Origin of the sequence: Bacillus cereus group sp. N12 (assembly GCF_016483575.1) — a bacterium.
GTDB classification, from domain to species: domain Bacteria; phylum Bacillota; class Bacilli; order Bacillales; family Bacillaceae_G; genus Bacillus_A; species Bacillus_A toyonensis.
Genome location: NZ_JAEHBO010000097.1, coordinates 1 through 16,477 on the forward strand (window position 1 = coordinate 1; position 16,477 = coordinate 16,477).

The window sequence follows — 16,477 nt, forward strand, 5'->3', positions numbered from 1 at the left end:
TTGTATATGCGGTGTAAATCTCGATAGAGATTATAACGCAGCTATCAATATCAAAAATGAAGCAATACGCCTATTGGTGTTAGTATAGATAGTAATAAAATAACCCTTGGAACAAGGGAGTTAGCTCGGCTGTCTTAGCACGAATTCGTTAGCTACCAAAAGTAACGACTAACCGAGAAGCCCCCACTTCAAACAGTCCGTTAGGACGTTAAGTGGTGGGTAGTTCACTTGGTTACTATAGTTTGTATCACCATGAAATGTATAAACCTCGTCTATATCAATAAAAACAGAATAAAGAATGTGTAATGAAGTACCCATCCAATTATTATGTGTATCACAATTGGATGGGTACTTTTTTACTTATTCCAAAATAGGGACAAGGCTAAATGCAAAGGATAGTTGTCAAAACGCGAGTGTACAAATGTAACAAATAAAATTTCTATTCATAAATGTGTTTCTTCTATTTAATCAAATATGATTTAATACTTTCTTAGTTTTGGTTAGGGAAATTTATATACTTAAAGTAAAGGGCTTAATTTCAATTAAGGGGGAGGATAATTTGGAGGTGTATAATTCAGCGGCTCCTGCACAAACAAATAATGAAGAGTTACCATTCGATATTTCTTGGATGACCGATTGGATTGTAGACTGGTTTGGTTCTTTGTTTAATGGCGGCAGTGATGTAATAAAAGATGGGGGAGATAAAATAGATGGTGCAGTCCATGCGAGTGTGCCTGCATTCTTTGATGTTATTTTCCTTATACTTTCTGTAGTAATTTTAATATCATTATTAGTTTTTGGGGCTTCTTTATGGTTTAAACATATAAAGTGGAAAAAAAGATCTATATATTATGGAGTAGGTTCATTTATTCTCATTCTTTTAATTAGGATTCTACCAGTGTTAATGTTGACGACACGTTCTTTTGATTTTCAAACCTTTATGAGTAATATGGTGGGCTTAATTACTTCTATAATTTTAGGAACAGCTGTATTAATGTTTTTGATATCCTTAGCATTAGGTATGCTTTATAAGAAATTTGAACATCCCAAATATGGAAAATGGAGTTCAAGTTTGAGATATAGTTCCATTTTTATATTTGTAATGACATTGCTAGTACCGGCCTTACTGCGTCATTTATAATCTTTGTTTATATAGGAGAAGGAGGAATAGTGCAGGTAATTTCTATAATGTTTCTGTGTAATTATGCTAGTGCTCGTTCTCCTCTAGATTACTGAGTTAAGTCTAATACATTAAAAAGAATTTTGTTATATGAAGTTTTGGCAAAGGGGGAGAGGTACTAGTGACTACTTTTGTTGTGATGGTGAGTATATTTTTAATTCTGTTTGTAATTGGTCCCAAAGCGACTAAGAGAAAAGAAGAAAGAGATAGAATTGAAAAAGAACATAAAGAGAAAATAGAGGATTTAGAGGAAGAAAAGATTGAATTAGATATTAATGGGACTAAAGTACGGTTACACAATAAGCCAAAGCTAAAGAAAAGTATATATAAAATAAAGGATAACAGGTAATTACTCAATTTTTTCATTTTAGCCAATTCATCTCCCACCTACTCACTTCGCGTTCCTTGAGGAAGGAGTCTTCTTGGTTAAAATGATAAATAAAAAGTACGTGAGTCGTAACTGCCGCTCTTTTAGGAGGAATTCAAGACACCAAAAGGACGCGTATTGGTAAGCAGGTTCAAAAATAGTATATGTGATAAGAAAAAGTCCTATACAAAAAAATTACTGTAAACAAAGCCTATGTGTATGTGAAATAAAGAAGAGCCGTTCTATTTGGAGGGCTCTTCTCGTTTGAAGAATTAATATTAAAATAGTCTATCCATTAAATTTTGAATATCATGTCTTCTTTTTTCTATTTTATTTTTATCAATTGTATACTAATTACCCTCAATTATTAATTGAGGGTAAAGAAGTAACTGTTGAGACTAAGTTTACTGAAAAAGAAAAAAGGTTTTGTAAAGCTAGCCATTACTTTCGTTGATATTAAACAGCAAGAAAGAGAAATAGTAGTGTTTGAAGACTTATTACATAAAGGTCAAGTAATTGTAACATACCCTGACATTAATCAGATTTGGAAAAAGAAAAACAAATTTGCACACTATACTTGGGATCTAGATGAGACTTATATCAAAGTCAAAGGAGAGTTGGGTTATCTTTATTGTACAATGGAGCAAGATGGAATTAATGATGACTAGTTAATTTCATAATTAAGAAATAGTTAAGAAATAGTTAAGCCCGGTTTAAAATTTGCTTTCTATACTAAAAACATAAGCATACAAGAAAGTTGGTGTTCTTACATGAGTGCAATAATAAAAACTACAAATTTAACAAAGATTTATGGCAATCAGAAATCAGTTGATAATCTTAATATAACCGTAAATCAAGGAGAAATTTACGGCTTTTTAGGTCGAAATGGTGCAGGGAAGACGACTACAATTAGAATGTTATTAGGATTGATAAAGCCCACCCATGGAAAGATTGAAATATTTGGAGAAGATTTATTTAAAAATCAAAAAGAAATCCTTAAAAGAATTGGGTCTATTGTTGAAATTCCTGGATTTTATGAGAATCTTACAGCACGGGAAAATCTACTAATTAATGCAAAAATTATTGGGATACACAAAAAAAATGCAATTGATGAAGCGTTAGAAATCGTGGGATTGCAACATGAAACTAAAAAGCTTGTGGGTAAATATTCTTTAGGGATGAAGCAAAGATTAGGGATTGCTAGATCTCTTCTTCATTACCCAGAATTATTAATATTAGATGAGCCTACTAATGGTTTGGATCCAATAGGAATTAAGGAAATCAGAAGATTGATACAAAATTTGGCTAAAGAAAGAAAAATTACTTTATTAATATCCAGCCACATTTTATCGGAAATAGAACAGTTAGTAGATCATATGGGGATTATTCATGAAGGCAAGCTCTTAGAGGAAATCGAATTTAACAGCCTTAGAAAAAAGAATCGTAAATATATTGAGTTTCAAGTATCGAATGACAATAAAGCTACAAAAATCTTAGAGAAGAACTTTGGCATTTTCGATTATGAAGTTCATAATGAGGGGATTATTCGCGTTTATTCTAAACTTGGGCAACAAGGAGATATCAATAAAATATTTGTACAAAATGATATTCAGGTTTTGAAAATTTTGATGAGTGAAGACAGATTAGAAGATTACTTCACAAAATTAGTTGGAGGTGGAACAATTGGTTAATCTGTTATATACAGAATTATTAAAGCTAAAACGATCCCATATGTTCTTAATTAGTATTCTCGGTGCATCGGTAGTACCTTTTATGGTAGTAGTAGCATCATTTGTAAGCTTAAAAACTAAACACCCTACTCCTACTATTGTATTTAGCCAATTGTTTGGTGAAGTAAATTTATATACTGTTCTAATAATAGGAGTACCACTATATGGGGTTGTAACCGCCTACCTATTTATTCGGGAATATACAGAAGATACATTAAAGAATTTATTAACCATACCTGTATCACGTATGAATTTTCTTATAAGTAAATTCTTGCTTCTATTTTCGTGGATTATGATGTTAACTTTTGTAGCATGGGGATTAACATTATTATTAGGGATAATATTTCAATTTGATGGACTAAGTTCATCCTTAATAAGGGAATCTTTTGTACAATTTTTGATAGGTGGATTATTGCTTTTTATTTTATCAACACCAATCATACTTTTAACAATTGTACTTAAGAATTACGTACCGACCATTGTATTTACAGTTGTAATAACCATGATTAATTTAATGACAGCAAATTCAGAACATAGAGGATTGTTTCCATGGGCAGCAGCAGGTGATATTTCAAGAAATACGCTTCAGCCCACTTATCCTCCCGAGTACTCCTATATAGGTATATTCGGAACATCTATTATCGGATTAGTATTATTGATTTCATATTTTAAAAAGGTAGATATCCATTAAGAAAAATAAAATGGGACCATCTAAAATTATTAGGTAGTAACAAAAAGTAGATTAAAAAATTATAATTAGCGTTTGATTTATATATATCGTAAGGAGGATTTTCAAAATGTCTTTTTCTCAATTCAATATTGATGCTTTTCGAGCCGTTAACGATTTAGGTAAACAGTACCCATTTCTCAATTCTACTATGACGTTCGTGGCAGAATATATGGTATATTTCTTAGCTTTAATTATTGTAGTGTATTGGTTTACTCGATCTAACCAAAATCGAATGATGGTTGTTCAAGCGATGATTGCTTTTGTGATTGCTGAGGTTATCGGGAAAATAGCAGGAAAGTTTCATTCAAATTATCAACCGTTTGCAGAGTTACCCAATGTTAATAAATTGGTAGAGCATGCTGTTGATAATTCATTTCCAAGTGACCATACAATTTTATTCTTTTCAATTTGTTTTTCATTTTGGCTTGTTCATAAAAAGATTGGTTGGCTATGGATTACACTTGCATTCTGTGTAGCCATTTCTCGTATCTGGGTAGGAGTTCATTATCCTTTCGATGTTATGACAGGTGCTATATTAGGGATTGCTTCAGCGATAATTGCTTATTGGTTAGTACCAAAAGTTACTTTCTTGAAAAGAATACTTTCTATATATGAAAAAGGGGAAAACTACATTTTACCTGCAAAAGATAAATCGAAAAATTTTTAAGGAAAAACATCTGAATTATAAGTAGCATTTGCTTATAGTGTTAATTTGATGTTAGGTAAAGATGCAACATTTCTAGGACAATTGAAGTGGCTTAAGCTTGCCACTTCAATTGTCCTAGAATAACTAAGTAAAAATATGGTTTATATATGTATCATAAATACGAATAACGTTTTATTGGTAAGAATTTACTTATCACATTTTTTTGGAAGACTAAACCTCATAGACATACCCCACATCATTTTCGCTTCAAAAATGAATTTCATACTTAAGTTAAAACAGTTACAAGGAATAGGATAACATTTGTGTTCATTCCTTTTTGTAATAATTGTGGATATACATAATTATTTTTTGGAAAACAATTTACAGTAATATTACGTTTTTTAGAGGGGAAATCAAGTTGTCAAAATCACTAATAAATATAATTTATTAGTGATTTCAAAACTTGAGAAAATAATTCGTTTATTATTTTGATTACAATATAAGGTAGTATTAGAATGTAGCGTGGAAAGGTAGAGAAAATAAACTGCATATCAAAAGGAGGATGCTTTTGGATAGTTATGTTTGGATTATGAATATCAGAATAAAAAACTATACAATTTAATGAGTGGTAGTGTACATTTGGACGTGTAATTCGCGATAGAAATCCTAGTGGCAAATTATATCTTAAAGCAGTGTGTTAGGCTCTAACCACAGGAACTGCGATGAACGTTAGGGATTTAGATATTCTACGTTTCAAACATAGTAAAGGCATTAAATTCTGAATAATTCAAATTAAGTCAAATTAAATGGGGAGTCCTTATGAAGAAACTTTTAGTTATATTTCAAAATGGGAATTACTCGAGGCTGTTTTTTGCATCTTTTACTTCACAAATGGGTAGTACAATCGGTTTAACTGCACTTATGTTTTATTTTTTAAATCGTTTTTCGCACCAACCTGCATATGCTACTATTACGGAGCTGATGTTGTCTTTGCCCACATTAGTTGTATTTTTTCTTGTTGGTGTAGTTACTGATAGGATTGATCGACAAAAAATAGCTCAAAATTGTGATTGGATCTGTTTTATATTATCGCTCTTATTATTGTGGTCTCTTTTTCTAAACTGGATGCCAGTAGCATTTGCACTGTTATTTTTAAGAAGTATGGTAAAGAGCTTTTTTACACCTGCACAATCATCCCTTGTACAAGGTGTTTTAACAAGAGATGATTATGCTACTGCAGTTGGTTTGAATCAGATGATTTCAAGTTTGTTTATGCTTTTTGGTAGTGGTATCGGGATTTATTGTTATTGGGTAATCGGTATTTATGGTGCAATCTTAATTGATGCAATTAGTTTTTTTATTAGTGCTCTTCTTATAAAATCTTGTAGAATGTCAGAAGAAATTCGTATGCCAAACGGAAAACATAATATCAAGGATTTGAACATTTCAATTGTAATGAAGGATTTTGTGAAGGGAATACGATATATTTTGAACCACAACTTGTTACTTACACTTATCTCCGGATTTATAGTTTTCGGAATTTTAAATGGAGGGCTCTCAGTGATGCAGGTATTTATTTTAAAATACAAACTAGCCCCAAGAAACTATGAAGAAGTTTCAATTATATTAAGTATAGTCTTTGGTATAGGAATTTTACTTGGTAGTGTTATAGCATCTATACTTTCTCAAAAAATAAAGCTTTATCATTTACTAATTTTAGCTTTGTTTATTGGAGGAGGAGCGACTATTTTGAGTTCATTAGTCAATACAGTTTGGCTGTATGTTGTTTGTACTGGTATAGTTGCCCTAGCACTTCCAATGATTAATGTAGCTATTGGAGGTTGGATTCCGAAAATAGTAAATCCAAAAATGATGGGGAGAGTACACGGGTGTATTAATCCTTTGATGATGCTCTCACAGTCACTAACCTTACTTTTTATTGCCGGATTTTACCCAGGTATTCTTGCAGTTGAAACTCTTTTTTGGATAGTAGGCGGATGTTTAATATTTGTAGGAGTTTTTTACATGATTAGCATTCCACGATTAATGAAAGTAGAAAAATCAGTTAGCATAACGCTCGAATAATTGTAGTTGATCAATTAATTTAACTAGGATTTGTGAGGGGTTTTATGGAGATTTTTGTTGTCAAAATTAAAGATATAAATGATCAAAAATTAGAAAATATTTGTTCGTGGATAGATGAAGAGAAAAGATATAGAATAAAAAACTTTATTAATAAAAAAGATAAAATTAGAACCTTGATTGGTGAATTACTAGTAAGGACTCTAACAAATAAAAAGCTTAAAATCGGTAATGAAAGAATAGTATGGGGGAAAAATCATTATGGAAAACCTTATTTAAAGGGGTATCCGAATTATTACTTTAACATTTCACATTCGGGAGAATTTGTAGTATGTGCAATTAGTAATAACCCTGTTGGAATTGATATTGAACAAATAAAACAGATTGAATACAAAGAAATAGCAAAAAGTTTTTTCTGTGATAGTGAATATGCTTATATACAAAAAGGTGATGTTAATTATCAATTGAGGAAGTTTTATGAGGTATGGACATTGAAGGAGAGTTATATTAAATGCTATGGAAGCGGATTATCAATGTCACTAAAATCATTTTCTATTAATTTAGATAGTCACAAAGCTGTTCGTATACTTTCCGATAATGGAGAAAAAAGTAATTCTTATTCAATGGCGATTTTTGATATAGAGTTAGAATACAAAATGGCTGTATGTTCATTAAATGAAGAAATTTCTAGTAATATAACAGTGATTAACCAAGATATTATTATTAATGATTTTTACAAACTTTTATCAGATAGAGGTGCATTTTAATGATGTTATTTTGTTTGCCTTATGCAGGAGGATCCGAAGCGTTATATTATAAATGGGGTGATTATCTAACCCCATCTATAAATCTATGTCCAGTACTGTTAAAGGGAAGAGGGAAAAGATTTAATGAACCATTTTATAATAGCTTAGAAGAAGCGGTAGATGACATCTTTGATAGTATTTGGGATAAAATAGGTGAGGAAGATTATGCAATTTATGGACATAGTATGGGGAGCCTATTAGCGTATGAATTATACTATAAAATAATAGGAATGGGATTGAAGAAACCCAAGCATATCTTTTTTTCCGGATACAAAGCACCGAGTGAAAGGGAAAAGAAGGAGATAACTTATAATTTACCAAATAACGAGTTTAAAAATAGAGTTATAGAATTAGGGGGAACACCAGAAGAATTAATTCGTAACGAAGAATTGTTCGAATTTTTCATTCCTTTACTAAAACATGATTTTAAAATAGTTGAAACATATGAATATAAAGAAAAAGCGGACAAAATCACATGCGATATTACTGTATTAAACGGAACAGAAGATTTAATTAGTCTAAAAGGCATAATTGGTTGGAAGAAGCATACTTGTGGAAATTTTAAGATTTATAATTTGGAAGGAAATCATTTCTTTATAAATAACAATGTGGAAAAAATTACAACAATAATAAATGATACGTTAACTGAGGTTTTAAATTAGATTCCTCTGCTATATACCAATAGTTATCCTTACTTATTTATTTTCTTAATTATGTGCTGTAGTAGCGTTATCTGTAACTTGATATGAGTTTTAATATTTGTCTTTAATTAAATTACCGCAAAAAATTTCTGATTATTTTAATTATTCAGCTAAATCTTTTTCATATGTTTTTTGCATGAAAATAAGGAAATTTTTCTCGTAGTAAGTTAAATTCTTTTATAGAATTCCTTTTATTAACTTATAAATAGGGGGGATTGTATACCTTGTTATGAACGATGAATTTTTTATTTAATTCATTCTCTATATTTTTAACAGTAATAAAATAATAAATAATTTTGGTAATGGATAATTACTAAAAAAGGGGAAATTCAATATGTCTATTAAGAATTCTGGTGAAATAAACAAGGATGGTATAAGAACTTACGATGAGATTACAGTAGCAGAGCAAGATATGATATTAAATAAATTCAATTCCACCAAAACCGAATATCCAAGAAATAAGCACATAAACCAGCTATTTGAAGAACAAGTGGAGAGAACACCTGAAAATATTGCAGTTGTGTTTAAAGATAAACAACTCACATACAGGGAACTTAACGAGAAATCCAATCAATTAGCAAGGATGTTAAGGAATAAGGGCGTTAATAAAGATGCTATTATAGGATTAATGACTGATAGATCACTTGAAATGATAATTGGAATAATGGGTATTTTAAAATCTGGAGCAGCTTACCTCCCAATTGATCCTGATACTCCAAAAGCAAGAATTGATTATATGTTACGGGATAGTCATGCCATGATTTTATTGACTCAAGAGAAATTCATTAAGAAAATCGAATATGATTTAGAAATAATTAATTTGGACGATCTAGATTCAAGTGACTTAAGTACAGGTAATCTGAAACATGTAAATCGTTTTGATGATACAGCTTATATTATTTATACTTCGGGTTCTACTGGAATACCAAAGGGAGTTATCATTTCGCATTATAGTGCTATCAGAGTCGTTCGAAATACAAATTACATAGCAATAAAAAATAATGATACCATTCTGCAGCTTTCGAATTATTCTTTTGATGGATCAATTTTTGATATATATGGTGCTCTGTTAAATGGGGCGAAATTAGTAGTGATAGAAAAAGATACAGTCACGGATATAAATAAGCTTGGAAATATAATTAAGCAAGAAAACATAAACGTGATGTTTATTACAACTGCTTTATTTAATGCGCTTGTAGATATAAAAATAGATTGTTTAATTAATATAAGAAAAATATTATTTGGAGGAGAAAGAATTTCAGTCTCCCATGCAAGAAAAGCATTAGAATTTCTGGGGAAAGATAAACTCATTCATGTATACGGACCAACGGAAAGTACTGTTTTTGCCACATATTACTTTATAAATGAAATAGATGAGGATGTTAACACTCTACCCATAGGTAAACCGTTAGCAAATACTTCAGTTTATATAGTAGATGAAGAGAAAAATTTACTTCCTATTGGTGAACCTGGAGAACTTTGTATTTCTGGTGATGGATTAACTAAAGGGTACTTAAATAATGAGCAGTTAACATTAGAGAAATTCGTTAAAAACCCATTTGCAGAAGGAGAGCGTTTATACCACACAGGAGATTTGGCTAGGTGGTTACCTGATGGGAATATTGAGTTTATAGGAAGAATTGACCATCAAGTAAAGGTTCGGGGATTTAGGATTGAACTTGGAGAGATAGAGAGTCAGTTATTAAAGCATCCAAATGTAAAAGAAACTGTAGTTGTAGCAAGAGAAGAAAAGGACAAGAGCAATTATATTTGTGCATATCTAACATTAGTGGGAGAAGTTACTGTTGAAGAATTAAGAAGATCTTTAGGTGAAAAATTACCTGATTATATGATTCCTACTTATTTTCTTAAGTTAGATAAAATGCCGTTAACAGCAAATGGAAAAATAGATAAAAAGTCTTTACCTGAACCAGATCGAAGTTTTAATACCGAGGTTGAATATGAGGAACCAAGAAATGAGATTGAAAAACAGCTCGTTTTAATGTGGCAGGAAACTTTGAATATAAATAAAGTTGGTATTAATGACAGTTTTGCAATTCTTGGTGGGCATTCGATAAACGCAATGGAGCTTTTATCTAAAATGAATGAAAGGTTAAGTGTTGATTTACCATTAAAAGAACTGTTTAGATTATCTACAATAAAGAAAATAAGTGCTTACATCGAAACAAACAAGGGAGAAATTATAGAGAACCAACAATTTACAAAAACTACAGATTTAAAGAATTTACATGAACCTTTCCCACTTACAGGTATACAATTAGCCTATTTAATAGGTAGAGATCCGGCTTTTGAAATTGGTGGCGCAGCTACAAATTTAACGGTTGAATTTGAAATAGATATTAATATAGATAGGTTTAATAGTGCATTACAAAAATTAATTAATAGACATCCTATACTAAGAACAATAGTTTTTGAAAATGGAACACAAAGAATCTTAGAAGGAGAACTTCTTTATTCTGTAGACACAGTAGATGTAAGGAATTTAAATCAAGAAGATATAATGATACGTATATTGGAACAAAGACAAAATATGATAGCTAAAATCATAGATCCAAGTACTTGGCCATTATTTGAGATAAAAGCATTTATATTACCCAATAACCAAAAATATTTTTGGTTAAATATAGATCCGCTAATTTGTGATGACAGTAGTATGAAAATATTAATCAAGGAATTTAAAATGTTTTACAATCAGCCAAGTCTGCAGCTGCCTGACCTGGAGTATAATTTTAGAGACTATGTTTTAGCAACCAATGAATTTAGGCAATCTAATCGATATAAAAAAGATGAGAAGTACTGGTTAAATAAATTGGATAATTTCCCAAGTGCACCAGCATTGCCTTTAAAATGCAACCCATTAGAAATTGAGAAACCTACATTCGATAAATGTTCGGAATTTTTAGAACGTGAAACATGGAATAAATTAAAACAAAAAGCAAGAGAAAAAAATCTTACCCCTACATCGGTTTTATGTGCTGCATATGCTTATGTCTTAGCATATTGGAGTAATCAGAGTCAATTTGCAGTAAATTTAACTGTTTTTAATCGGATACCGTTTCATCAAGACGTAAAAAAAATCATTGGAGATTTCACAACTCTAATGTTATTAGATATTAATGCGAAAGATAGTATTGAGTCATTTTGGAAATTTGCTGCGAAGGTACAGGATACATTGTTAGAAGCTCTTGAACATAGACATTATGATGGTGTGGATTTTATAAGAGCTATTGGAAAAAAACATAGAATGGTTAATCAAGCTATAATGCCTATTGTCTTCACAAGTGTATTGAGTGAGGACTCAGATGATTCATTTGATCATTTGATAGACTTTGAAAAAATTAAATTTTTTAGTACAAGAACATCCCAAGTTTATATAGATAACCAAGTTTATGAATTAAATGGAGGTTTATATATTACATGGGATTACGTTGAACAATTATTTGAGATCAATGTTATTAAATCAATGTTTGAACAATATATAAATGTATTAAATCAGGTTATATTTAATGATCAAGTGTCAGGTATTAACCTTAGTGAGAATAGCATAAAAGTTATTGAAACCTATAATGATACAAACAAAAAGTTTGATAAGTGTACTTTACATGAAATGTTTGTGAATCGAGCAAAACTAGTACCAGATAAGGTAGCTGTAATTCATCATGATGATTCGATAACTTATAAAGAACTAAATGAAAAATCGAATCAAATTGCAAGATACTTAATGGATAAGGGAGTTAGAAAAGGTGATTACATTGGTGTGATAGGTAAGCGATGTATAGATACCATTATAAATTTGTTTGCTGTTTTAAAGGCTGGAGCAGCATATATACCACTGGATCCTGATTATCCTGAAGAAAGAAAAGAATATATAAAAAAGAAAAGTAATTGTAAGTTCTTTATAACACCTTCTACCTATAAAGATGAAAATATTAGGGAATATTCTAGTGATGAAGTCAATATAAAAGTAGATGAAACAGATATGGCATATGTTATTTTTACTTCTGGTAGTACAGGAAAACCTAAAGGAGTTCAAATAACTCATGGTGCAGCAACAAATACAATTATAGATATTAACGAAAAATTCTGTGTGACAGAAAATGATAAAATTATGGGGATTTCTTCACTGTGCTTTGATTTGTCAGTTTATGATGTTTTTGGTGCATTGAGCTGTGGAGCGGCTCTTGTAATTATAGATGATCAAAGGGATGTATATAACTTAAAAAGAGTTGTAAAGAAAGAAGGAATCACAATTTGGAACTCAGTTCCAGCAATTATGGAACTGACAGTGGACTTATATAATAATAGTGAACAGGATGATAGTCTAAGGCTTGTATTGCTTAGTGGGGACTGGATACCGCTGGAACTTCCTCAGAAGATAAAGAAAACTTTCAAAAATGCGGAAGTTATTAGCTTAGGTGGAGCAACTGAGGGGTCAATATGGTCCATATATTACCCTATTAAGGAAATTAAGGGTGATTGGAAAAGTATACCATATGGAATGCCGTTGGCTAACCAGAAAATTTATGTATTAAATCAAAACAAGCTATTGTGTCCCGTGGATGTAGAGGGAGAATTGTACATTGGTGGAGTGGGAGTAGCAAGTGGGTATATAAATGATATTGAAAAAACTAAGATGTCATTTATTTTGCACGAAGAATTAGGATATATTTATAAAACTGGTGATTATGGCGTGTTAAAAGAGGACGGATATGTCGAATTTTTAGGAAGAAAAGACAGTCAAGTTAAGATAAGGGGATATAGGGTAGAATTAGGGGAAATTGAAAATTGTATAATCAAATATAAAGGTGTAAATAAAACAGTAGTAATTGACTATACAAACGATAATAAAATGAAAAGCCTATATGCTTTTGTAGTTTCAGATGAAGACATAAACCCAAATGAACTAAAACAATATTTGCAAAATCAGCTCCCGAATTATATGATTCCATCAAGATTTTTCAAAATAGATGAAATACCATTGACTGTAAATGGGAAAGTAAATAAGAGTATTTTGGGGGAGTTAATAAAAAATCATGAACTAGATGAAGTTGCAGCAACTAAATGTGAAGAAGCAGAAAATGAAACTCAAGCCCAAATATTAGATATATGGAAAGATGTATTCGGAATAGAAAACATAGGAATAGATACTAATTACTATGAAATAGGCGGAGATTCATTAAAAGCGATATCGATTGTTACTGAAATTAAAAAGAGAATGAATATAGAGGTGCCGATAGGAGAAATATTTAAAAATGATACTATAAAGGTATTAGATCAATATTTGAAAAATAGCCAAGACAATCATAGGGGAAATATGATTGAAAGGATATCGAAAAAGGATTATTATGCCACATCGCCTTCTCAAAAACGAATGTACATGCTTTCTATGATGGAAAATAATAGAGGAGCATATCATATTCCTATGGCGTTACTTGTTGAAGGTGAAATGGAATGTAATAGACTTGAAAATGCATTTAGAAAATTTATAGATAGACATGAAATCCTGAGAACAGGATTTGAAGTATTAGATAATGAATTAGTTCAAAGGGTTTATGATAAAGTTGATTTTGATTTGGAATACCAATGTTTAGATATAGTTGTAACAGATGATGAAGGTTTAAGAGATTTAACTAGCAAAATGTGTAAGGAATCAACAAAGCCTTTTGATTTAAGTAAACCATCATTAATGAGAGCTAAACTAATTAAAATCGGAGTAGAGAAGCATATATTGGTTGTTAACTTCCATCACATAATAGCAGATGGGGTATCGCAAGGAATATTTATGAATGAAATACTCGATTTATATAACAATCTTGATTTACCTAAGATAAATATACAATACAAGGATTATGTAGAATGGAATAATACGTATAATCAATCTAATGCTATAAAAAAACAAGAGCAATATTGGCTGAATTTATACAGTCATCTGCCATCTAAATTAGAATTACCTTATGATTATAGAAAAGAAAATATAGATACCTTTGCAGGAGAAAATGCATACTTTCATATAGGAAAAGAGTTATCTGAACAGATAAGAAGGGTAGCTAAGGATACAGGATCGACTTTATATATGCTTATGCTTAGCGCTTATCATATATTACTTCACAAATATACGGGAAAAACTGATATTGTTGTCGGAACAGCAGCATCAGGTAGGTTACATCAAGATTTACAAAATATTTTTGGTGTGTTCGTCAACACTATTGCTTTAAGAAACAATATAGATGCTACAAAAAGTTTTAAAGAAATTTTGGAACAGGTAAAAGAAAATACAATTACAGCATTTGAAAACTCAGAGTATCAGTTTGACGAACTAATTCGTAGTATAGACTATGAAAGAGACTCTAATAGAAACCCTTTATTTGATACCATGTTTGTATTGGAAGACGCTAAATTATTTACTAAGAAGCAAGGTGCTTTAAATCTTAGTCCAATAATATTTGAATTAGATAATGCAAAATTTGATATGACTTTTAATATTTTAGATTATGACGATGAGATTGTGTTAAATGTCGAATATAGTACTGGATTATTCAAAAGAGACACAATATTAAGAATGACAGAAAATTATATTAATATTCTAAGGGAAATATCAAGGAATCTTTCGATAAGTGTAAATAAAATAGATATGATTCCACAAGAAGAAAAGCGCTTTTTATTGTATGAACATAACGATACAAATGTAGATTTCTCTAAAAACCAGTTAATACACAAGTTATTTGAAGAACAAGTAGAACGAACGCCAGATAGCATTGCAGTTGTTTTTGAAGATAAGAAATTGACATATAGGGAGTTAAATGAAAAATCTAATCAATTGGCAAGAGCGTTAAGAGAAAATGGTGTTGGTTCTGATAAAATAGTAGGAATATTATTAGAACGTTCAGTTGATGTGATTGTGGGAATTATGGGGATTTTAAAAGCTGGTGGTGCGTATTTACCAATTGATCCTACATATCCTATAGATAGAATTAAATATATACTTCAAGATAGTCAAACTGAAATATTATTGACCCAGGATAAATTAATTAATTTAGTTGATTGTACAGAAGTTGATGATATTAGCATTATTAATATTCATAATGAGTATTTGTTTAAATACGAAACCGAGAACTTACGTATTGATAGCAGCAGTAAAGATTTAGTCTATGTCATTTATACATCTGGTTCTACTGGAAAGCCAAAAGGAGTTATGGTGGAGCATCATTCATTGGTGAACTTATGTAATTGGCATAATTCCTTCAATGAAATAAGTGAAACCGATAAAAATGCCAGTTATGCAAGTATAAGTTTTGATGCATTTGCTTGGGAAGTATTTCCTTATATCATAGCGGGTTCAGAGATTCATATTATAAATGATAATTTAAAATTAGATATTACGAAATTAAACAAATATTTTATTGAAAAAGAGATTACAATAAGCTTTTTACCTACACAAGTATGTGAACAATTTTTAATGCTTGAGAATACATCTTTAAGGAGACTATTAACAGGTGGAGATAAACTAAATTATTTTGAAAATAAAAGTTACCAGATTGTTAATAACTATGGTCCTACAGAGAATTCAGTAGTAACAACAAGCTTTATTATAGAAAATTCTTATGACAATATACCAATAGGAAAACCAATTTGTAATACAAAAGTCTTTATTTTAAACGAATCTAATGGGCTTTGTCCATTGGGAGTGCCAGGCGAGCTTTGTATCAGTGGAGAAGGTTTGGCCCGTGGTTATTTAAATAGACCAGAGCTCACAGCAGAAAAATTCATTCCAAATCCTTTCATTCCAGGAGAGAGAATGTATCGAACAGGAGACCTTGTGAGAATGTTACCTGATGGAAATATTGAGTTTTTAGGAAGAATTGACCATCAAGTGAAGATTCGAGGTTTCAGGATTGAACTGGGTGAGATAGAGAGTCAACTTCTAAAATATAAGGAAGTAAAAGAAGCTGTTGTAATCGCAAGAGAAGATAATAATAATCATCAATATTTATGTGCGTACTTTACTTCTGAAACATCGGAGGACGAGACTAGGGTTCAAGAAATTCGAAAGTTTTTGGCAAAAGAGCTGCCAGAGTATATGATTCCTGCTTTTTTTGTTCAACTAGACAAGCTACCACTTACGACAAATGGGAAAGTGGATCGAAAGGCTTTACCAAGTCCTGATGGAAGTTCGGTTGCAGGAGTAGTAGAGTATGAGGCGCCAAGGAATACAGT

At 30.8% G+C, this 16,477-nt stretch carries 9 protein-coding genes and 2 pseudogenes; all 11 read left to right on the top strand.

Annotation, left to right across the window (positions count from 1 at the left end; genetic code table 11):
* Positions 1-88, top strand: a pseudogene (locus JDS92_RS26550) (RNA-guided endonuclease InsQ/TnpB family protein); the annotation flags it as partial.
* Positions 89-541: 453 nt separating this feature from the next.
* Positions 542-1,141, top strand: coding sequence for a hypothetical protein (locus JDS92_RS26555; RefSeq protein WP_199632801.1), 600 nt, complete (start codon positions 542-544; stop codon positions 1,139-1,141).
* Between the two features lie 160 nt (positions 1,142-1,301).
* Positions 1,302-1,529, top strand: a complete 228-nt coding sequence (locus tag JDS92_RS26560) for a hypothetical protein (RefSeq protein WP_199632797.1) — start codon at positions 1,302-1,304, stop codon at positions 1,527-1,529.
* A gap of 361 nt (positions 1,530-1,890) precedes the next feature.
* Positions 1,891-2,212, top strand: a pseudogene (locus tag JDS92_RS26565) (VaFE repeat-containing surface-anchored protein); the annotation flags it as partial.
* Positions 2,213-2,317: 105 nt separating this feature from the next.
* Entirely contained in the window at positions 2,318-3,238 is a 921-nt protein-coding gene (locus tag JDS92_RS26570; RefSeq protein ID WP_088123155.1) for an ABC transporter ATP-binding protein, read from the top strand.
* Positions 3,231-3,968 (top strand): ABC transporter permease, encoded by a 738-nt coding sequence (locus JDS92_RS26575; protein ID WP_000247702.1) that lies wholly within the window; start codon positions 3,231-3,233, stop codon positions 3,966-3,968. The genes JDS92_RS26570 and JDS92_RS26575 overlap by 8 nt, the downstream gene beginning before the upstream one ends.
* A 106-nt stretch (positions 3,969-4,074) precedes the next feature.
* Positions 4,075-4,674, top strand: a complete 600-nt coding sequence (locus JDS92_RS26580; protein WP_097959233.1) for an undecaprenyl-diphosphatase — start codon at positions 4,075-4,077, stop codon at positions 4,672-4,674.
* Between the two features lie 798 nt (positions 4,675-5,472).
* On the top strand, positions 5,473-6,738 hold the full coding sequence (locus tag JDS92_RS26585; protein WP_097959234.1) for an MFS transporter: 1,266 nt from the start codon (positions 5,473-5,475) through the stop codon (positions 6,736-6,738).
* A gap of 44 nt (positions 6,739-6,782) precedes the next feature.
* Positions 6,783-7,502, top strand: coding sequence for a 4'-phosphopantetheinyl transferase family protein (locus tag JDS92_RS26590; protein ID WP_199632798.1), 720 nt, complete (start codon positions 6,783-6,785; stop codon positions 7,500-7,502).
* On the top strand, positions 7,502-8,203 hold the full coding sequence (locus JDS92_RS26595; RefSeq protein WP_097959236.1) for a thioesterase II family protein: 702 nt from the start codon (positions 7,502-7,504) through the stop codon (positions 8,201-8,203). Before JDS92_RS26590 ends, JDS92_RS26595 begins: the two co-directional genes overlap by 1 nt.
* A gap of 373 nt (positions 8,204-8,576) precedes the next feature.
* Positions 8,577-16,477 (top strand): non-ribosomal peptide synthetase (locus JDS92_RS26600; RefSeq protein WP_199632799.1); only part of this gene is annotated, 7,901 nt, incomplete at its 3' end.

What these genes read in the sequence shown, in the direction of transcription:
- JDS92_RS26570 (WP_088123155.1), top strand. Translation starts at nt 2,318, where the DNA reads ATGAGTGCAATAATAAAAACTACAAATTTAACAAAGATTTATGGCAAT.
- JDS92_RS26585 (WP_097959234.1), top strand. Translation starts at nt 5,473, where the DNA reads ATGAAGAAACTTTTAGTTATATTTCAAAATGGGAATTACTCGAGGCTG.
- JDS92_RS26590 (WP_199632798.1), top strand. Translation starts at nt 6,783, where the DNA reads ATGGAGATTTTTGTTGTCAAAATTAAAGATATAAATGATCAAAAATTA.
- JDS92_RS26595 (WP_097959236.1), top strand. Translation starts at nt 7,502, where the DNA reads ATGATGTTATTTTGTTTGCCTTATGCAGGAGGATCCGAAGCGTTATAT.
- JDS92_RS26580 (WP_097959233.1), top strand. Translation starts at nt 4,075, where the DNA reads ATGTCTTTTTCTCAATTCAATATTGATGCTTTTCGAGCCGTTAACGAT.